General features: G+C 59.7%; 13 protein-coding genes. 3 read left to right on the top strand and 10 right to left on the bottom strand.

The genetic code is table 11. The features are described 5' to 3' along the window. Window positions 1-10: 10 nt before the first annotated feature. The 4 genes from NZ740_05090 to NZ740_05075 form a co-directional block, all read right to left on the bottom strand. A complete protein-coding gene (locus NZ740_05090; GenBank protein ID MCS6771384.1) occupies window positions 11-2,290 on the bottom strand; it encodes a polysaccharide biosynthesis tyrosine autokinase in 2,280 nt (759 codons plus the stop codon). A gap of 3 nt (window positions 2,291-2,293) precedes the next feature. Further along, window positions 2,294-3,469, bottom strand: a complete 1,176-nt coding sequence (locus NZ740_05085) for an SLBB domain-containing protein (GenBank protein MCS6771383.1) — start codon at window positions 3,467-3,469, stop codon at window positions 2,294-2,296. After that, window positions 3,453-4,787, bottom strand: a complete 1,335-nt coding sequence (locus NZ740_05080) for a hypothetical protein (GenBank protein ID MCS6771382.1) — start codon at window positions 4,785-4,787, stop codon at window positions 3,453-3,455. The genes NZ740_05085 and NZ740_05080 overlap by 17 nt, the downstream gene beginning before the upstream one ends. Before the next feature lie 81 nt (window positions 4,788-4,868). Next, the gene (locus NZ740_05075) at window positions 4,869-5,204 is read right to left on the bottom strand and encodes an outer membrane protein assembly factor BamE (protein ID MCS6771381.1); all 336 of its coding nucleotides are present in this window, start codon (window positions 5,202-5,204) and stop codon (window positions 4,869-4,871) included. Between the two features lie 372 nt (window positions 5,205-5,576). Here NZ740_05075 and NZ740_05070 point away from each other — a divergent pair, with 372 nt between their 5' ends. Both NZ740_05070 and NZ740_05065 read left to right on the top strand, forming a co-directional pair. Further along, entirely contained in the window at window positions 5,577-6,773 is a 1,197-nt protein-coding gene (locus NZ740_05070; GenBank protein MCS6771380.1) for a hypothetical protein, read from the top strand. Between the two features lie 192 nt (window positions 6,774-6,965). Next, on the top strand, window positions 6,966-8,297 hold the full coding sequence (locus NZ740_05065; protein ID MCS6771379.1) for a hypothetical protein: 1,332 nt from the start codon (window positions 6,966-6,968) through the stop codon (window positions 8,295-8,297). Between the two features lie 148 nt (window positions 8,298-8,445). On the opposite strand, the gene NZ740_05060 is transcribed toward NZ740_05065, so the two are convergent. The 6 genes from NZ740_05060 to NZ740_05035 form a co-directional block, all read right to left on the bottom strand. After that, window positions 8,446-9,981, bottom strand: coding sequence for a YifB family Mg chelatase-like AAA ATPase (locus NZ740_05060; protein MCS6771378.1), 1,536 nt, complete (start codon window positions 9,979-9,981; stop codon window positions 8,446-8,448). 132 nt (window positions 9,982-10,113) lie between these two features. Next, a complete protein-coding gene (locus tag NZ740_05055; GenBank protein ID MCS6771377.1) occupies window positions 10,114-12,036 on the bottom strand; it encodes a UvrD-helicase domain-containing protein in 1,923 nt (640 codons plus the stop codon). A 102-nt stretch (window positions 12,037-12,138) separates the two neighbouring features. After that, window positions 12,139-13,428, bottom strand: a complete 1,290-nt coding sequence (locus NZ740_05050; GenBank protein MCS6771376.1) for a hypothetical protein — start codon at window positions 13,426-13,428, stop codon at window positions 12,139-12,141. Window positions 13,429-13,430: 2 nt separating this feature from the next. Then, window positions 13,431-14,198, bottom strand: coding sequence for a glycosyltransferase family 2 protein (locus tag NZ740_05045; GenBank protein ID MCS6771375.1), 768 nt, complete (start codon window positions 14,196-14,198; stop codon window positions 13,431-13,433). Further along, window positions 14,195-15,760 (bottom strand): hypothetical protein, encoded by a 1,566-nt coding sequence (locus tag NZ740_05040; GenBank protein ID MCS6771374.1) that lies wholly within the window; start codon window positions 15,758-15,760, stop codon window positions 14,195-14,197. The genes NZ740_05045 and NZ740_05040 overlap by 4 nt, the downstream gene beginning before the upstream one ends. Continuing rightward, entirely contained in the window at window positions 15,754-16,938 is a 1,185-nt protein-coding gene (locus NZ740_05035) for a M20 family metallopeptidase (GenBank protein ID MCS6771373.1), read from the bottom strand. The genes NZ740_05040 and NZ740_05035 overlap by 7 nt, the downstream gene beginning before the upstream one ends. 211 nt (window positions 16,939-17,149) lie before the next feature. Here NZ740_05035 and smc point away from each other — a divergent pair, with 211 nt between their 5' ends. Beyond that, window positions 17,150-20,716 (top strand): chromosome segregation protein SMC, encoded by a 3,567-nt coding sequence (smc, locus tag NZ740_05030; GenBank protein ID MCS6771372.1) that lies wholly within the window; start codon window positions 17,150-17,152, stop codon window positions 20,714-20,716. Window positions 20,717-20,733: the final 17 nt, after the last annotated feature.

The raw sequence follows: 20,733 nt of genomic DNA, 5'->3' as shown, positions 1-20,733 counted from the left end.
GGGTTCGCTCCTACCCTGTTCGACGTGACGTTGACACCGCGGACGGCGAAGGTTCGTACCCGTAGTCATACCCATAATATCCGTAATAGGTCGAGTAGTAGTAGTACCCCACTCTGCCAAACTCCAAGTTGTTCAGCACGCACCCGAGAACGGACCCGCCGCGCTGGCGGACCAGTTGAAGCGAAAGTTGAACAAGCCGCCGGGAGGTCTGGCCCGCCCAAATCACGAACACCGTGCCTTCCACCTGCGATGCCATCATGGCCGATTCCGAAACCGCCATAACCGGCGGGCAGTCGAAGAGGATCCGGTCGTAAGCGCGGCGCGCGTAGTCCATGAACGCGCCAAACTCAGGTCTCAAGACCAGCTCCGCCGGATTTGGCGGAAATGGGCCGGTCGCAACCAGATCGAGATTGGCAACCGTCGTACGCTGGATGACCGATTCCGGTTTGGCCTGTCCGCTCAGCACGTCTGAAAATCCGCGGCCGCCTTCAAGGCCAAAAAATTTGTGCAATTCGCCCCGCCGCAGGTCAGCGTCAATGAGCAGCACACGCATTCCTGCCTGCGCGAGGCTGATGGCCAGGTTGATGGCGGTCGTTGTTTTGCCCTCTTTGGGAACGGCCGATGTGATCGCCAGGGATCGGACATCCCTCTCCCTGCATAGGGTCAACAACGCGGACCGCACATTCCGATAGGCTTCGACCAGGCCGCTCTTGGGATCGATATTCGAGAGCAGCCTAGACTTCAGATCCTCCGGGTCCCAACTCGCGGCGGGAATTATGCCCAGGAATTCAACGCGGAGCGCCTTCTGGACATCCTCGGGATAGCGGATGGAATCGTCGAGAAATTCCAACGCAAAGACCAGCCCGATTCCGATCCCCAAGCCGATGACCGCAGCCAGAAACAGGCTTTGCAGGCGCCGAGGGGTGATCGGCGTGGACGAAGGGCGCGCCCGCTCCAGCGGCCGAATGGTTTCAGGTTCGATTCCGATGGTAATGTCGATTTCCTTCAATCGGTTGAATATCAGATCGTACAGGCCGCGAAGTCGCGCCACGTCCCTGAGGAGCGCGGCATATTCATCGGCCTTGCGGGAGACATCGAGGGCTTCCGCCTCCCATTCCCGCTCGGCGCGGTTGATTGCCTTCTCCTGTAACTGGAGGGATTCAAGCTGGGAGTAAAACTGCTGCAGAGCGAACTGAACCTCCCGATCGATCTCGGCCTGCACTTCGCGAATCCGGGCCAGCGTGATCTGAATTTGGGGGTGGTTGTCGTTGAACTTCTCCCGCATCATCGCGAGTCGACCTTCAAGGTTCAATTTCTCCTGTCTCAGCTCGGACCAGCGAGGCCGGTTGAGCACACCCCGCTCGAGCAGGCCTTCGGCGCCAGAGGACATGGCGAAGTTGGTCCCGCGATCCACAACGCTGGCAATGGGCAACTGCGCCAGAGATGGGGCCGGAGAACCGAGCATCTGGAGAATGACCTCGTCTGAAGCTTCGTTGAGCAGCGGTTGCTGCGCCTGCAGGATCATCCGCTCCGCGCGACATTCCGCAGCGCGGCTGGAAAGATTGGCCAGCATCTTGGCGGCAACATTTCCCCGCTCTTCGATGGCGATGACGCTGTTTTCCCGCTTGAAGGCCAGCACCCGCTCTTCCGCGCGTTTGAGCTCCTCGCGGAGCCGGTTGGCCTGCTGGGTCAGGCTGATGACCGTTGCCTGGGATGTTTCCATCCGCTCTTCCGCCTTGTAGTCCATGTAGGCGTCGATCATCGCGTTGGCAAAATCAGCCGCGAACTGAGGATCGAGGGCGTCGACGGAAACGACGAGAATTGACGCGCGCCCGAGCGGATACACGGAAATCCGTTGGAGCTTAGCGGAAATTTCCTCGGGCGGTCGGTTCAACCGCTCGCGGGCGCGAGCGATCAACGTCCCGGACTGGAGAATCCGCATCTGCGTATCGATGATGTCGCCGAAGACATTTTCGAGATCGCGGTCCTTCAGGCGTTCCGGCAGGTTCAGTCCCCGGCTTAGTACGACCGAGGCCGAGGCGCGATACACGGGCACCTGGTTGACCATGTTGACGATTGTCACGCTCAGCGAAATGAAGAAACACAGTGCAACCAGCCAGATTCGCTTGACGACGATGTGAAAGTAATGCTTGAGGTCGACAAGATCGAATGACTTCGTGGGCGCTGGCTGCGGCGTGACATCAGCTTGCGCCCGCGCCGACGAATCCTGTGCCGGCAAGTTGGGACCAATCGTTCTGGGAACCGCCGGCGGTTCGATAATTTTTCTCATGCGCTAAAAGATAATCCGCTCGGGAACGATGATTACATCCTCGTCTCGGAGCGGCACATCCTCTTCAAACGATCCCGTTTTGAGAATTCGGCCAACATCCACTTCGAGAACCTGCTTCTGACCTCCGGGGGCGGTGCGCTGGATACGAACGCGGGAGGTGTTGGCAAACTTGCTGAATCCGCCGTGGGTCAAAAGCGTACGCGCCAACGTCGCCTCCCCCTGCAAAGGAAGCGGGTAAATCCCGGGCGATGATACCTCCCCCAGCAGATAGATTCTCCCGCTTGAGGACTGCGCTGCCGAAGGTGCGAACAGGATGTCGCCCGGCAACACGGGAATATTCATAGTCATGTCCGCCGCGCCAAAAAGGCGGGAGAGATCGACTGGGATGGCCTGGTACGTTCCGTTCGCCGAGTCCGGCCGCAGGAGTCGGACTGCATCCATCCGGGCCTCGCGATTGATGCCTCCCGCCAAAGCCACCGCCCGAATGATGTTCATTCCCGGCGAATGCGGGTGGAATCCGGGACGCGCAAATTCGCCGAGGGCAAGGAATTCTGCCATCTTTTCCCCGCGGCCCAACGTCGGCACCACGACCATGTCCCGAGGCCGAAGAAACTGGTCCTTGCTGAAGTCAAGCGTTTCATACATGGACTTGACGTCGACTTGTATGATCTGACGCTGGAGCCCGGCGCCGGGCCGCCACCGCAGGATCCGGATGTTGCTGGCATCCGCGTTGGCGTTCAGTCCTCCTGCCAGCGCGATGGCTTCCATCAGCGTAAGGATCTGGTCGCCCTGATAGCCGATGGGGCCCGGGCGAGCGACCGCACCGACGATCATGACCGACCCTTCGACAAACTCGTCGACTTCGACGGAAACCGTCGCCCTTTTGTAGTAAGTCTTTTCCAGAACGCTCTTTAGCTTTGCAGCCGCCTGCTCCGTGGTCAGGCCATCCACGGGAATCCGCCCAATGAAGCCGAAATCGATGGTTCCATCGCCCGCGACGGGATAGGTCTTGGACAACTGGTCGTCCTCGACGACGACAATCCTGAGACGATCGCCTGACATGATTGTGCGAGGCGACGCGGGGATCGCTGTGTCCGCGACAGCCGCGAGAAGGCCCCGAAGCAAAATCGTGAAGAGAAGGGCAACTGAAGCAAACCCCAATCTAAAACTGGTACTCATACGACCACGTCACGCGGTGCTCTACAAGCGGCTCCTCATCGAGATTTGAGGTCTCTCGCGAATAATCATATGAAAGTTTCCGCAGCAGGCGCCTGGAAAGCGCCCGCTCGTGTTCCAGCTTCGCGTTGTAGGTCCACATTCGCTCTTCCGGTCCGTCCGCCGGCCGGTTGATTTCGTAACCTATTCCTAAATTTAGGCTCAAATCAGCGATAAATAAATCGATTTTCGAAAAATTGTACCGAATCGACGTCGTATCCGTGTCTTTTGTCGAGCCGAACGTAGCCCGGGGCTCCCGCGTCAAGGAAAGCGACTGGCGCGCCGTGTAGCTGATTTCGTGGTCGAGAGTGGCGCCATAGGTGAAATTGATGTCATCGGCTTCCTCGTTGTCTTCAATGGAATACATGGCCTGACCGGCTAGCTTCAAGCGGGGTGTAATATCGATCTGGTCTCGAATGGCAAATTCGTGGCGAAATTCCCATGCGCCCTCCTCTTCGTCGGTGTCTTCCTTCTGCAAACCCACCGAATACGTGAATTCAGGCCGGCGAATCAGGCGCAGGCGCCAATCCAGCATTATGCGTTCCGTGGTCTCCCAGTCTTCTTCGGCATCCGGGCTGTTGACCCGTTCGGTCAACCGCCGCTCGTTTTCGTATCGAGCTCCAAGATTTTCTCGAATTTGCCAATTGCCGCCCCACCTGAACGTGGTCTGATCCTCGTCGCCCTCCTGAAACTCCTCCTTTTCATATCGACGCGACGTAAACTCATAATCCGCGAACAAGCGAAACGGATCGTTCTCCCACGCCACTCCCCCGCCGTAACTCATGAGCGTATTGGGATTTCGCGTTTTTGAGCTACGGCCGCCAGGGATGTAGACCGTTTCCGCCGATTCCGACATATGCTCCCACCGGAAAAATGCGTTGATGTCCAGTGTCCGCAGGTCGGTCTTCGATTCGAGGGACAATCTGCCGAATGGCGCTGTGGAATTATCGAGGTCTTCGCGAACAAAATGTTTTTCCCATGCCACACCGGTTTCCAGCGTCAAGGTCGTTGAATACGACACATAAGCCTCTGAATTCATCTCTAGGCCGGCAATGAGGTAGTAGTCCTCCATCTCGGCCGTGGCCTCGCTCTCGCGCTGCCGTTCCACATTGGTGGTGTACACGGCGTCAAGGCGCCCCACTGCAAACAAATCAAACGGGCCAATGCGAAGAATTTGCGCTCGAAGTGAATCGGGAGATATCAGCCACGATGAGATAAACAGGACGACGAGCCACCGGAGCGGCGTTGGCCAGCGCCTAAAATTATCCCGCAGCCAAATCACGACATCGTACGCTCATCGATGCCCGCATCGCACGCCGATAAACAAAAAGCGCTTTTCCGGCCGATATCGGGCTTACGCCTACTAGCGAGCCGTCTTGACGGGCCGATAATCCTCGATCACGTTTTGCCGGCTTAGAAAGTCGCCCGGTTCCCCCCATTGCACCACCCGGTCGTTCTCGAAAAACACCCAGTAATCTTTCGGCCGAAAGGAAAAACCCGAGAGGTATTCCCATACCATCTGAGTTTCCCCACCTTCGAACACCTTGGCGGCCCTAATAGCCGTGGGCTCACCCAGTTGGTCACGAACCTCTTCGGGTGTCATGCCCAGGCGCAATCGGCCAATTTTGGAAGATGGTGTTTCACAACCGGTTAGAAAGATGGTGATCCAAGCAATGCAGATGATGGCCCCCGCTTTCACTGCAAATCTCCTTTCACATTCCATTTATGCAAAACCGATTCAACCAGACAAGACCAAACGCTACCAGTCTGGTCGATTCCGTGACAATCCCAAAAGATTCTCAACAGGCGACCGACTGACCATCAATCAGTAAAATACCGGATAACCTGCTTCGCGCTCCATCCTTGCAAACGGCGTCTCGAGCGGGATCTCGACGCCATCCCCGAACCGCCTTTCATTTGGACGCAAACGGTTCAAAAATCTTGATCCTTCTCAAATGACGTCATATCCGCAGCATCGGTTGAAAAACGGTTCAACGTGCCCAAAGGGATTCGATTGCCCCCGACCAAATCGGCCTTGCCATCCTGCCCCCCGATGGGTAATTTCTACAGTATGAAGCGGCGCAAAATCGTAATCGCCGTTTTTCTGCTCGCAGTGGTGGGGATCGCCGGTTTGGTCATCGGCTTCCGCGGCCACCGGCTCACCAAGCTCGCTTTTGATTTCCGAGACCAAATCCGTTACTTGCTCGAAACTGGAGAAACCATCGGAGAGATCCCTGCCTCCGAGGCTTTCGGTGCGGCTTTCTTGGATGCCATTTTCGGCTCTGAGCCCGAATTGTTGGCGCGTTTGCGAAACGTTATTTCCAAGGGTCTGCAAGAAAATCCGAATATCAACCTCGGCGAAGTTGCGGCGATCCTTGTGACTTATCGGAAAAATAGCGAGAACCAAATTTCCGACGTCGCCGCACATATTATCGGAGGCTTTCCCCTCGCCCGGCGCAAGCCGGGCTTCAACCGGGACGGTTACTTCCGCGCCCAACTCGACCAGCAGCTTTGGACCACAGGAAACAGCATGCTGTCCATTTTAGGGCGAGATATCATAGTTTTTGCCGATGAAGAGGTCGCGAATGCCCAGTATACGATCTTGGATTCCATTCGGTCAGGCGAAATCATCCCCTTGGTGGAATTCATTACTGAACGGCCGCTGTATTACGCCGCGGTATTTCCGGATCCCCGCCGAATCGTCCCTACCCAGCTCCGGTCACATATTCAATCGATCATTGTTCGCGGCCAGCTCGCCCCTCTTCAGGGCTCCTCCGAGATCATTTTGCTATCGGCCAGCTCTGATTCCGCGGCATACACCGCCTCTCTGCTCTTCGACCTCCGGCTGGCTGCAATCTTGGCCCTTCAAACCCGATTCGGAGGAACTGCTGTCCAATCCGAGTTGGGAACGCGGATTCCCGTCTGGTGGGCGGACGAGATGGCTCGAAACCTCCAGCGCTCTACGATTGAAAAAAGCCTGAACCTTGTCCTGATGCGCATGAATTTCGAACGCGTTATGGTAAACGCGACATTGAAGTCCATCGAACGGTTGGGGCGAGACATGGCGCGCATGCGGGGCACAATCGACGAGAAGATGGACCCGCGCCTCGTAGATCAACGGATGAAGTCGGAAAAGCCTTTGAACTACTGGAGCGACGCCCATCGGTGGGGGCCGGACTGGCCGATCCCCGATCCGAACCGGGTGAAATCGATGCCGGAGGAATCTCCAGACGAGCAAATAGCTCCGCCGGTTTCGCCGAGTGCGTAAATCGGCGTTATGCCGATATCGTGTTTTTCCTAAAACGTTTTAATCAAACTACATCCCCGCAGCACGGTGTTCCGCGAATCTTGATGGATTGCCTTTTCTCTCATCATGGATTAGAACACAGACGTTTTCTATTGGAAAACGTTACGCAGCACGGGGCGAAAGCAAAGCCAGATTCATCAATTCAAGCGCACGATGAGTTGCGTCTCGCATAAAGGCGATCGGCTTGCGAAAATCCTTGCTCTTGCCCTATTCGCCGCCAGTACTTCCCGCGCTTTGGATTTCAACACCAGCCAAATTGCAGACGACTCCCTGATCAATCGAGAACCCGTCATTTCAGAATCCGGGCTCGCAGCCTGGGTCGCATTCGACACAAATGTCGCTGAGGGCACGCAGTCGGACATTGTGCTCTGGCGGAACGGAGCCAGGCAGAATCTAACGCGCGACCACGCTGGCGAATTCACCGGAAACAACAAGCCCTTTGTCGATGGCGACGCCGTGGTCTGGATTGCAAACTACTCGGATGTCAGCGAACCCCATTCGTGGGTACTACGAGAAGTTCCCGATCGCGACGTTGGCGCAACGGAACTCCCTGCTCTTTATAGGGTTACAATGCAGGGCGATGAGCAGGTCTTTGAGCCGGTAGCCCCGCCAACATCTATCATCGTCCGCGTTACCAACGAACTCGGCGAGGTGGTCGAGCGATTCGTTCAACTGCCACCAGAACAACAGTATCGCCGTTTGCCCAGCGGCGTCGTCGAAATTAATTTCTGGCCCGGCACCGGTGAAATTCTCAGGGTTACTCGCGATGCGCGCCATGATTTCATGCCCTCGTTCTCGGGCAGGCTGATCGCCTATCAGAAAGAGAAAGGATTTCCGTTCGGTTGGGAAATCATGGTCTGGGACGATGGCGCAAACAAACAACTCACCACGAATTTCTTCTACGACATGGCTCCCAAGGTTCACCGGCGCCAGGTCGTATGGTACGGCTGGGACGGGTCCGACTACGAAATCTTTCTCTACGACGCCGACCGCGACGCTACCACGCAGATCACCAGCAACCTTTACGACGATGTTTCTCCCGTACTTTGGGACGGCCAGATCGCGTGGGAGGGCTACCCCGCCGTGGAGTCCGACATTTTCCTCCATCGCGGAGGTCAAACCATCAAAATCAGCGACAATATCGAAGACGACGTCAATCCAAGAATTTGGAGCGGCCAGGTGGTTTGGCAAGGGTTCGATGGCGACGACTACGAAATCTACCTGTTCGATGGCTCGCGAACCATCAAGGTCACGGCCAATTCGTTTGACGATACGCATCCCGAAATCCGCGACAACCTCGTGGTCTGGACCGGCTTCGAAGGGAATTGGGACGCCGAAATTTACGCCTGGGATTTGAAGGGCCCGATTGTTCGATTGACGGACAACAACGAAGAAGATCGTGAGCCTCGAACCGCAGGCGGCCGCGTCATTTGGAGCGTCGAACGCGATGGCCGCTATCAAATTTGGCTTGCCGAGCCGCGGTGAAACGCGCGCGAACCGCCTGTCCGGATTTCCATCGTATGGAAACTTGAATCCGTAGGTCTTCCATCGACTGGAAATTCCATAGCATGAAAAATGGCACAGTCCGGAGCCTATCGCCGGCATCTGGCAGCCCAGACGACGCGGGCGCCAATTAAGGGGACCACTGCCGGTCGAGGGCCCGATATTGCAATGCTTCAGAGACGTGGCGCTCCTCGATCGTCTCGCTGCCCTCGAGGTCAGCGATCGTTCGGGCCACTTTCAAAATTCGATCGTAGGCCCTTGCGCTGAAATGCAGCTCCTGGATCGCCATCTTCAGCGTTTCCTGCGCCGCGGGTCCGGGCCTTGCATAAAGCTGGGTTTCCTTCGCTCGCATGGCCGCGTTGCAGGTCACGCGCGGGTTGCCCTGAAAACGCCGATGCTGGACAGCCCGTGCGCGGATCACGCGCTCACGGATGGCGGCTGACGGCTCACCCCTCGCCTCGGACGCCAGCTCACGGTACTGGACGGCGGGAACTTCGACGTGAAGGTCTATGCGGTCCAGCAGCGGCCCGGAAATCTTTGAACGGTAGCGATGGATCTGGATCGGCGTGCAACGGCAGGCGCGCTTCGGATCGCCATAATAGCCGCAGGGGCAGGGATTCATCGCCGCAACCAGCATGAAGCGGCACGGAAACGTTACGCTGGCCGAAGCTCGGGAAATCGTCACAAATCCGTCTTCCAGGGGCTGGCGCATCACTTCCAGCACGTTTCGATGAAACTCCGGCAGCTCGTCGAGAAACAACACGCCGTTGTGCGCGAGGCTGACTTCGCCAGGCATCGGATGAGTCCCCCCGCCGAGCAGCCCGGCGTCCGAGATCGTGTGGTGCGGAGCGCGAAAGGGCCGTTTCGCCACCAGTGCCTGGTGCGGCGGCAAAATCCCCGCAATGCTGTGAATCTTGGTCGTCTCCAGCGCCTCCTCCATCGTCATGGGTGGCAAGACGCTCGGCACGCGTTTGGCCAGCATCGATTTACCGGTGCCCGGTGGTCCGATCAGAAGCAGATTGTGTCCTCCAGCAATCGCGACCTCAACCGCTCGTTTGGCGAATTCCTGTCCTTTGACATCGGCGTAATCTTCTTCATAGGCGCTGAGCGATTCGAATTCCCGCGTCGCATCGACTCGGACCGGCTGGCAGGAAATTTTGCCGGAAACGAAATCGGCAGCCTCGCGCAAGGATCGCACAGGGTAAACGGCGAGTCCTTCGACCACGGCCGCCTCTTCCGCATTGTCTGGGGGAACTAGCAACCCCGCACAACCCTGTTTGCGCGCCATCATGGCAATCGGCAACACTCCGCGGACACGCCGGACCTCCCCGCTGAGGGCGAGCTCACCCACCGCGACCCAGCGATCAAGACCGTCGATTGGAATCGCATCCGTGGCGGCGAGCATGCCCAATGCGATGGGCAGGTCGAAGCACGGCCCTTCTTTGCGGATATCCGCCGGCGCCAGATTGATGGTCGTCCGGCCGATCGGGGGCGCAAATCCCGAATTGATGAGCGCCGTCCAAACGCGATCAACGCTTTCTTTCACTGCCGTGTCGGGAAGTCCGACAATCACCACTTTGCATTCACCTAAGCCGGCGTTAACCTCGATTTCCACCGGAAAGGCTTCCACCCCGTAGACAGCGCCTGAATTGACTTTTGCCAGCACAGCAGGTCTCTCTCCGCAGAACGAACGGCGCACATGTTGTAGCGGAGGCTCCCGCGACTGACCAGCGAATCCTGGGCGGATAGACCTGGAGCGCGATTCGGCCGCCCTTTGCGCCGAAGCGCATCAGAGCCTTCAGTCGTAGTAATTTTCGCGGATCACGAGGTGAGGGGGAATCTCGGTGACGAAGCGCGAGGGGAGATAGTAGTTTTCGCCCCCGTCCCGGCTCCGATGAACGGCAGGGACACAGAGAAACAGGTCATCTTTCGCCCGCGTGACGGCCACATAGAACAGACGCCGCTCCTCCGCGTAGCTCTCGGCGTCGCCCATCGATCGGTGCGAGGGAAACATGCCCTCCGAGAGCCAGAGCACAAAGACGGTCGACCATTCGAGACCTTTGGCTTGGTGAATCGTGCTGAGGCACACGGCATCCGCGCGTCCAGCATGCGGATCATCGGGTTCAGCGTCCAGATTGGTCAGGAGCGCCATCTCCTGAATGAATTCGGAGATGTCGGCAAACTGCGCGGTAAACACAATCAGCTCGTCGAGGTCCTCCCGTCGCCGAGCATAATTGTCAAAGGTTTCAATCGCATACTGGTCGTAGAAGGCATCGACGAATTTCTCAAGAAACGGCGCCGGCTCACCCGACGCCGCGGCCAGTGTATCCTCCAGGCGACTCCACGCTTCGCGGGCCGCCGCAGGCAGCATTTCGCCCACAGTCGCGCGCGCCCTCGCATCAAGAGGATGGAAGCGCCGACCGAGCGCGTCCCAAATCTTTCGAGCGGTTTTCTGGCCCGTTTTGGGAAACAATTGCAAAAGCCGCTGGAAGGCAAGCTCATCCGATGGGTTTGCGGCCAAGCGTAGCGGCGCGCAGACATCCTTGATGTGCGCCTGCTCGAAAAACCGAACGCCAGACGTGATCACGAACGGGATCCGCTCTCGCGTCAGCAACAGTTGCAGCTCGAGCGCGTGATAATGGGCCCGGTAAAGAACGGCAATGTCACGAAGCGAACGGCCGGCCGCCCGCAGACGTCGAATCCGGTCGACGACATACAGCGCCTGCTGATCACCATCGCGGAGTCGCACGAGAACGGGGAGGCGAATCGACGGCGGACGCACCGCCCGAAGCGTTTTCTGGAACTGGTCCGGATTCCCGGCGATACAGGCGTTCGCAACGCCGAGTATGCCGGGCACGCTGCGATAGTTGGTTTGTAGCTTGAATATCGAGGTTTCTGGATACCGCTTGGGGAATGAGAGGATGTTCCGGAAATCTGCTCCGCGCCAGGAATAGATGGATTGAAAATCGTCGCCGACCACCAAAAGATTTCGTCGTTTTTCTGCCAGCAGGTCAACCCACGCGGACTGGATCGCATTAGTGTCCTGGTATTCGTCGACCAGAATGTAAACAAATCGCTCCTGATACCGGTTGAGGATATCGGGGTGTTCGCGAAAAAGCCGGAGGCCGTTCACCAGGAGGTCGTCGAAATCCATCGCATTGGCCGCGCGCTTTTTGGATTGGTAGAGCTCGCGGACGCGCACGATGTCCCCCACGTCGATGGAGTGGTCGCCAAAACGGGCAATGGCGTGGCTTTCCAATGGCTCCTGCCGGCTGTCGGCCAGACTGAACAGAGACAGCAGAACGTCCGGTTTTGGAAAATGCTTCCCAGTGAGGTCTAGTTCATCCAAGGCCGCCTTCAGCAAGGTTCGAGCGTCATCCTGGTCGAGAATCGAGTAATCCGATCGATATCCGATTTCCTCCGCATGCCGGCGAAGAATCCGATTGGCCATGTGGTGGAAGGTGCCGCCCCACAACCCGCCCACTTCGTCACCAGCGAGATGGCGGGCCCGCTCGAGCATCTCCCGCGCCGCTTTGTTCGTGAAGGTCAAAAGCAGGATGCGCGACGGCTCAACGCCCCTTTCGACCAACCTCGCAACTCGATAGGTGAGCGTGCGCGTTTTTCCCGTTCCGGCCGCGGCGATGACCAGAACGGGCCCGTCCGGCGCCATTACGGCAGCCAATTGCTCCGGGTTGAGATCCTTCTCATATTCGATGGCCATGTCTGAGATTACCGGATTGGGACGAGCATTCTCCCGCACATTAGCGATCTGCAGGCGAAGCGCGGCCTAAGCTCGGTGCGTCCCAATTTTCGAAATTCGAGTTCATGCATTGGGCGAGACGTGGGCCGCCCCGGATGCAGACTCGGGTTTGCGACGAAAAAGCTCGAAGAGATACAGCATGGCTGATGCCAGCGACACAAGCCCTAGCACGAGAATCACCGACATCACCGTCTCATGCCAGACCCAGACGCCTCCGACATACGCCCCTGCGAGCGTGAGCAGCCACGGGACCGTGCGAAATCGATGCTGAGCCATTTCAAAATTCAACAGCAGATACGCCACGCCGAGCGGACACATCGCCAGCATCACCGCGCGCACCAGTTGTTCCAGTTCCGGCGACGGATCCCGAATCCCGTAGAGGATCCAAAGCGGCAGCCAGGGCCAGATCAGAGAGACCGAAACGCCGAGGCCGATCATGCCGAGCACCATGCCCAGCGCCTTGAGCAACGTGAGCCGTGAGGAGCGGGAGATCGCGCCCGCGCTAATCACTTTTGGAAACATCGCCATCGCGATCGGCATGGGCAAAAACACGATGGAGCGCCCAATAGTCGCCGCCCAGGCATATTCCCCCGCGGCGGCGGGATGGAAATGCCGGACGAGCATGACGTCGCTGTTCATCAGTACGCCGTAGCCCGCCAGCAGGAGCATCGATTTCAGAAAATACGGCCCGATCCCGCTCGGGGCCTCGGCCCGGGAGCGATCCGCGCGCGTGATCCACCAAACGGCCGCCACCGCAACGAGCACGCCGGCGGCCATTGCGATCCCTTGGGCAAGCACAGCGTAAAAAGCCGTCGCGGCAAAGAGCATGACAAATGCCCATCCCAGCGCAAGCCTCGCCACATTCACGCCGTGGACGGCGGCTCCGAACCACCAGAAAGCCTGCATGCCCTGCAGGACGCCCGCCAGGACGGGCAGGAGCATAAACGCGGGTAGCGTTGCGGCTACCACGGCGATGGCAGCGCTGTCGGCAAGATGAAAGAAACGAGCCAACTCCGCGCGCGCCGCCCACATCGCAACGCCCGCTGGAACCGCCAGGGCACCGATTCGAAAGCTCCAACGGCGCGCGATCGCTCGCGCGACGGAGGGACTCTCCGCGCGGTGGGCACGCGCCGAAAAATGAGCCATCGCGCTGCGCAGGGCGTCCATTGGCGTCGAAAGGACGAGCATTAGATTCAATAGGGCGGCGAGAATGCTATACTCATCCCCGGTCAATTTCCGGCCCATGATCATGTGGAAAACCACATTCGCCACATTCGCAATCCCGGTCAGCGCCACGAGCAACAAGCCGTGCGCCACAAGCTTCCCCTCGTATTTGGAAACCGAATCGTCCATGGCTATCGACTCAGATGCACCACGCGGCCCAGAGTCCGGTCATAGAGCGTGACCACCCAGCGCAGCGGCGAATACAACAACCGAAGCCGAACAATCGCAACAAACATTTCCAATGAGGCGCGGCCAATCTTGAGCTGGGAACCGCCGATGTCATGCCAAACGGTCGGGCGCTCAATGATCCGAAAACCTGCTCTGCGGAGCTTGAAAACGAGATCCACGTCAAACGCCCACCGCGTGATGCCAAGTTCGGGCAAGACGGCCTCGAGGGCCTGGCGGCTGAGGACCTTCGCGCCGCACTGAGTGTCACGGATCGGCACCCGAAACAAGAGCCGCACTAAAAAGTTGAACACACGAGAGGCGATCCGCCGGCGCAACGGCTGAGGCGGGTAGACCCGGGACTCCTTGAACCAACGCGAGGCAATGATCGCGCCGGCGTCATCGAGATGCTGCACGAGGTCGTCAAACGCCTCCGGGGGCGTCGCGCCGTCAGCGTCCACGAATCCGACGCGGTCACCCTTCGCCTCGCGGAAACCAAGGATAATGGCGCCGCCTTTCCCGATCGCCCGCGGTTCAACGATCACGCGCAGAGCGGGGTGCATGGGCATCTGCTCGCGGACCACGCGTTCGGTGCCGTCTCGCGATCCGTTGACCACCACAATCAATTCGAACTCGTTTCCATAACGGGGTTCGAAATATTCGAGGTAGGCGCGCAGCGTCGGCGGAAGCCGCTGCTCCTCGTTGTAGGCCGGAATGACGATCGACAGTTTCACTGCGGGCGAACGAACAACCGAAGCGTGGTGTTGCCCTGGCCAAAATGCGGCACGGTCTCCGCCAAGGGGAAGCGGCGTTCGATCCGTTGGATCAGCGCGCGCCGCTCGTCTTCCGGCAGCGGCGCGATCGCCGGCGCAGCGATGCTGAAGGCGTAATCGCTAAGCGCAGCCACCCGGGCTGGCGAACGATCTACCTGTTCGAGGACCCGTTCACGATTCACCACATGGAACGCCTCCGCGCGCTCGAGGGACCAGTCGGGGTAGTAACTGAAGACCCCCATTTCCCATCCCGCGGGCACGCGGAGCCCCGCCTCCACGGCCAGATAGGTGTCCTGCGTCAACACTTCGCCCTCCTCGCCCGCTGCATTGCGCACCCGCCGCGCAACCTCGCGAAGTTGCAGCAACGAGGGCTGTTCACGCATCCTCCACCAGATTCGGTCGCGACCCACAATCAGCCACGACTGGTTGATCGGCGACGACACCGATGCCATGACATTCACGGCAAGGGCGAACCCGCAAGATGCCAACGCCGAAAAGGGCGTCTGGAAAAAAGGCGTCCGCGCCCAGCCCGCTGCCACCAGCGCCGCAAACAGCGGGAAAATCGGCACCTGATAATCATCATAAGGGAAAGGCGCCGCCACATGGGCTACGGTAACGAGCGCCACCGTCAGCCAGGCCGCCCGCTCGACAGCGGACTGCCGAGGCGCGCCCGAACGAAAGCCCAACCAGCTGACCGCCGCCAGTCCCACACCGGCAGCTATGGGGACGAAATAGCCCTGCGACAATCGGGACAAAAACCCGACTTTGAAGGCGAGCGCCTTCAAGGCGCCCCCCGAGTCCCGCATGGCATGGTATTCGAACATAAAAAAACGAAAAACCTCCGGCGACATCCGGTAGAATACCCCTAAAAGCAAAAGCAAGCCGACCGTCCCGCCCGCTGCAAACCATACCCACCCCAGCCGTCCGAATTCGCGTCGATGGATGATCGCCACCAAGCCTGTTGCAGCGAGCGCAAGGCCGAGAGTAATCCGGGTCGCCGCCGCGGCCGCCAGCAGAAATCCGGAAAGAAACAACCTAAACGGGGCAACGACCGGCTGGCCCGACGGCGTGAGAAGCGCGAAGGCGAGCACGAGGAGCAGCGCCGCGAGCGAATACGTTTTGACGACCGTCGTGAAATAGCTGTGGTACACATTGACCGCGATCGCTGCGAAAGCAAGAAAAGCCGCGAACGCCCGCCGGCCCCTCGGAGCGAGTCGACCCGCCCACACTGCCGCAACAACGATCGACGCTAGGCCAAGCAGTGCGGTAAATGCCCGGCCCCCGCCCACGCCAAAGGGCAACCAAAATGGCGCTGCCGCTCCGTACACCAGGGGGAGCATCGGCCCTTGCGTGAATGCAAAATCGCGGTACGGCCAACGGCCTTCGTAAACGGATCGCGCGGCGTAAAGATACCACCCCTCATCCTGATTGAGCTCTCCGAACAACAAATTCGCGGACGCAAGCCCAAACCAACAGGCCACGGCGGCCAAAAAGAGGATGATGGCGGCACGACGACTCAACACCGCGTCGCCATCTCCTGCGCGAGCTGGTCGAAAAACTCCCCCAAAATCCGGCTGCCCCGCGCCAACTCAGCGATTTCAATATGTTCATCGGCGGTGTGCGCCTGCCGAATGCTCCCCGGGCCAAAAACGGCAACTTCCCGACAGGTGCGGGAAAAAGGGCCGGCATCGCTGAACCATGGCGCACCCTCAACCCTGGGAGGCAAGCCCTCGGATTCAGCGGCAGCGCACAAGCGACGAATCAGCCGACTTTCGGCCGATGTCTCGAAGGGCGGACCGTCCTTGATGGTCGTCAGGATCCAATCCACGAGGAGGCCCTGTCGCTTGAGCCGCGCCAAGCCTTCTCGGACCGATTCCAAAATGGCCGACGTCGACTCGCCGGGAACCGTGCGCCGGTCGATTTCAACCACGCACCGCTCGGGTACGATGTTGATCGCAGTCCCCCCGCGGATCACGCCGATATTCAACGTGGGCGACCCAAGCACCCCGTTCGGCCTCGCCGCTGCGGCCTGTCTGGCTTCCGTCTCGATTTCCTTTAGCGCATGAATCATCCCACCGATCGCGCTGACCCCCCGCTCCGGCGCAGAACCGTGAGCGGCCCGGCCGATCACCTCCAATTCATACCAGAGCGTCCCCTTGTGAGCCCGCACAACGGCGCATTCCGTCGGCTCCAGAATCAGGGCCTCATCGGCGCCCAGGCCTCGCTCGACCAACTGCTCCGCGCCGAGGTTGCCCTTTTCCTCCCCGATGGCGCCGACAAAAATGACTTGTACGCCCTGTTCCGCCGCGGCCGCGAGCCGAGAGGACGTAAGCGACCACAGTGCCGCTGCGAGGGGTCCCTTGGTGTCACATGCGCCCCGCCCATAAACCCGACCCTCCCGAATAAGTCCTTCAAAGGGGGGCACAACCATGCCGTGAACCCCTTGGGTGTCGAGGTGTGCCTCCAGCAGAATCGTGCGCGAAGGGCTATCCGGACCATGGCGAGCGATTACATTCGGCCGGCCTGAAATCTCCTCAACCCATTCGACTCGAAATCCCGCTTTCGCAAGCAGGTCCGAAACAAACTCCGCCAGAAGTCGTTCCCCGCCGATCCGGGCGTCATCGGCAAACGCCGGATTGACACTCGGGATTCGAATCAGCCGTTGCAGCAGCTCGACCAAACCTGGATCTGCCTGAGACACGGCCGGAAGGATAGCGGGATAAATCCAAGATTGCCAACGATCAAACTCGACCCGTAGGTGAAAACTTTCAGGTCCGGACCACCAAATATGGTAGTTGAATTCGGTGTCCGCCACTTGATATAGATTGTTGTCAATGAACAGATCAAATCAGGCCGGTTGACGCGCCAACTCAATCTGCCGCGGCAGACGGCGGTTTGGAGGTTTGTCGGTTGTGTACCTGAAATCGCTTGAACTGATTGGCTTCAAAAGTTTTGCGGAAAAAACGAAGCTCGAATTCGAACCCGGCATCACCGCGATCGTCGGACCCAACGGGTGCGGGAAAAGCAACGTTGCAGATGCTATTCGTTGGGTACTCGGTGAGCAGAGCGCCAAGGCGCTGCGCGGCTCCAAGATGGAGGATGTGATTTTCAACGGCACGGACTCCCACAAGCCACTCGGCATGGCGGAAGTAAGCCTGACGCTCGCTGATTGCGAGAAGATCCTCGGCACGGAGTACCATGAAATCACGATCACTCGCCGCGTATTCCGCAACGGCGAGGGACAATATTTCATCAACAAAACGCCCTGCCGCCTGAAGGATATTCAGCGGCTCTTCATGGACACCGGTATCGGCACCAACTCCTACTCCCTCATGGAGCAGGGCAAAATTGACCGCGTCCTCAGCTCGCATCCGGAAGACCGTCGGGCCGTGTTTGAAGAGGCCAGCGGCATCACAAAATTCAAGGCGGACAAGAAAGAGGCGCTGCGCAAACTGGAGCAGACCGAGGCCAACCTTCTCCGGCTGGATGACGTTATCCGGGAGGTCAAACGACAAATCATCTCCCTCCAGCGTCAGGCGGGCAAGGCGCAACGCTACCAGGAGCTCCAGGCGCAACTGCGCACCCTGGACCTCTTTGTCACGAGGGAGCGGCTCGCCACACTCGATGAGCAAATTCGAACCTTGGAATCACGGCTCGCCTCCATGTCTGAACAGGAAGAGGCGGTGCGGACCGACATTTCGCGCGCAGAGTCGGATCTGGACTCACTGCGTGGCCGCTGCGAGGACATCGAACGCGGGTTGAACGAAACGACCGAGTCGGCCATGGCCGTTAGGGCCGAGCTGGACCGCGCGCGGGCGCTCATTCAGCACTTCGACGAACGCCGGGCCGAGTTGCTCGAGTTATCCGAGCGGGATACCCGTGACGCCGATGAGGCTCGCGCCCGCAGGGCACAGCATGCACAGTCGCTCGAGGAGCTAAAAGCCCGCCTTGAGCGCGCAGAGGCCGAGCGCGATGCGGCCGAACGCGAAATGGCCGAACAGGCGGCGCGGGTCGCGGAAGCTGAACGCCGCGCCGGAGATTTATCCCGAGCGCTGGACCGCCTCCGGTCGGAACAGCTCGACCTCGAGTCCCGTGCAGCTCATTCGCAAAACGAACTGACCCGCCTCGAACATGCCGAGCGGGCTAATGTGCTCCGTCGGGAGCGGCTTGCCGCCGAACAGGCCGAAGCCCTGCGCGCAGTGGAGATGTTCGAGCAACGCCGGAAAGACATCCAATCGAAGATTGCCGAACTTCGAGCCGATGTCGACCGCGCTGGTGAACATCTAGCGATCCTGGAGGAGCAGCAGCGAAACCGGTCGGAAGCTGCCGCGAATCTCGAGGCGAAGCTGTCGGCCCTCCGCTCGCAGGCCGCCGCGAGGGAGGCACAAATCGAGTTGATGGAGGCAAGTGAGCGCCAGCACGAGGGTTTCGCATCGGGCGGCCGACGGCTCCTAACCGGGGATGAGAGCCTGGGTGTCGATCGCACCCGAGTTCTTGGGGCGCTGGCCGAGCTCATCCAAATCGACGCAGAATGGCAGCACGCGCTCGAGGCCGCACTGCGTCCCTGGCTTGATGCCATCCTCGTGGACGGAGATTTGGCGGCCATCGAGATTCTGAAGGCGCTTGAGAGTCGGTCCGCTGGCGCCGCCCGCCTGCTCTCGACCTCGGCCCGGCCCGCGTACCCACCCCCCGAGGGCCGAGTGCGGCTGCTGGATCGAATCCGCTGTCCGGATTATCTGCGTCCTGCGCTGGAATGCATTTTGGGCCACGTCTGCGTGGTCCCTTCGCTTGCCGACATCCCGCCGGACCGCCCGGCCGGGCTGGCGTGGGTGACGCCCTCAGGTGCGCTCATCAATCCGAACGGGACGTCCGAATTATGGCGCCGGGACGATGCGGGCTCGAATCCCCTGACCCGAAGGCAGCTCATCCAGCAACGGCGCACGGAGCTCGATCAGTTGCGCGCCGACATTCAAGCCCACGAGGCCGCCGCGCGGGCTCTTGAAGGCGAATCCGGCCGACTGGACGAGGCCCTGCGCGATGCGCGGAGAGACCTGGACGAGCGGCGCCGGATCCTGAATACGGCCGAGGGCGAACTTCATGTGATCGAGCGGGAATTCTGCCAGGCCCGCGATCGCGCCGACACCGTTGCGTGGGAACTACAGGCAATGGAAGAACAAACCCGCGCGGGTGACGAACGGCGGTCGGCTCTGGTTGCGGAGCTGGAGCGGATCCGAGCGAGGCAGGAGGAGCTCCGCGCCGCAATCGCAGCACAGGCGGAAGAGGTTCGGGCGGCCGAACATAACCGAGCCGCCTGCACGGCGGAGGCGGCCGAGCGACGAATCCGCTTCGCCGAAGCACGCCAGTTGGCGCAAAGCCTTGCCGATGCGTGCGCGCAGGCCGTCGCGCGTGTTCGCGAATTGGACGCCCTCATCGAAGAGCGCTCGCGAGGGCTGGTGACGACCCAGGCTCGTCTCGAAGAGCTCGCCCGCTCTCGAAGCGCCACGGAATCGAGGATTCCCGCCCTGGAAGAGGAGGCGGACCGACTTGCTGCCGAAGCGGAAATGGCCCGAGACGAACGAGAGGGGCTCCTAAGCGAGATCGCTCGGGTCGAGGCCGCCCTCCGCGAGAAACGGTCGCTCCTCGACGAAATTCGAACCCGTCGCGCCGGGTGCGAGGTGGAACTGGCGCAGCAGCGGATGCGGCGCCAGAACCTGCTCGAACGCGCGATCGCCGACTATCGGGTTACCGAGGCGGAGGTCCTCTCAGCACCGGAGCCGGCATGGGAAGACGACCAGCGGCCCGATCGAGAAACCTTGGAAAATCGAGTCGCCGAGCTGAAAGCCAAGCTCGAGGCCATGGGGCCGGTCAACCTCGTCGCAATCGAGGAGCACCGGGAGCTTGAAGAGCGCTACGGCTTTTTGACCGCCCAGCACGCGGATCTCACCGCGTCAAAGAACCAGCTCATGGACATGATCCGGCAGATCAACAAGACCACCACCGAGCTGTTTTCCGAGACCTTTGCGAAGGTGAACGAAAATTTCCAGCGAATGTTCGTCCAACTCTTCGGCGGGGGGTCCGCCAAGCTGGTGCTGGTCGACGAGGGCGACATCCTCGAATCTGGGATCGAAATCATCGCCCGCCCGCCGGGGAAGAAATTACAATCCGTTTCGTTGCTCTCTGGCGGCGAACGGACAATGACGGCCGTTGCGCTTCTCTTCGCGCTGTATCTCGTGAAGCCAAGCCCATTTTGCGTGCTCGACGAATTGGACGCCGCTCTCGACGACGCCAACATCGGGCGCTTTGTCAAAACCCTGCAGGGCTTTCTCGACCGCTCCCAGTTCATTGTCATCACGCACAACCGTCAGACGATTGCCGCCGCTGGGACTTTGTACGGTGTAACGATGGAGCAGCAGGGCGTCTCAAAAATTGTTTCGGTTCGGCTGTCCGAGGCTCAGGGCCAGAAGGAGAGCCCCGTATAAACTCGCCGGGACGCCCT

This window comes from Kiritimatiellia bacterium (assembly GCA_025054615.1).
Taxonomy (GTDB): domain Bacteria; phylum Verrucomicrobiota; class Kiritimatiellia; order CAIVKH01; family CAIVKH01; genus JANWZO01.
Note: the sequence above shows the minus strand (reverse complement) of the source record. Positions and strands in the feature narration are given on the sequence as shown.

What these genes read in the sequence shown, in the direction of transcription:
- NZ740_05070 (MCS6771380.1), top strand. Translation starts at nt 5,577, where the DNA reads ATGAAGCGGCGCAAAATCGTAATCGCCGTTTTTCTGCTCGCAGTGGTG.
- NZ740_05085 (MCS6771383.1), bottom strand. Translation starts at nt 3,469, where the DNA reads ATGAGTACCAGTTTTAGATTGGGGTTTGCTTCAGTTGCCCTTCTCTTC.
- NZ740_05055 (MCS6771377.1), bottom strand. Translation starts at nt 12,036, where the DNA reads ATGGCCATCGAATATGAGAAGGATCTCAACCCGGAGCAATTGGCTGCC.
- NZ740_05050 (MCS6771376.1), bottom strand. Translation starts at nt 13,428, where the DNA reads ATGGACGATTCGGTTTCCAAATACGAGGGGAAGCTTGTGGCGCACGGC.
- NZ740_05090 (MCS6771384.1), bottom strand. Translation starts at nt 2,290, where the DNA reads ATGAGAAAAATTATCGAACCGCCGGCGGTTCCCAGAACGATTGGTCCC.
- NZ740_05065 (MCS6771379.1), top strand. Translation starts at nt 6,966, where the DNA reads ATGAGTTGCGTCTCGCATAAAGGCGATCGGCTTGCGAAAATCCTTGCT.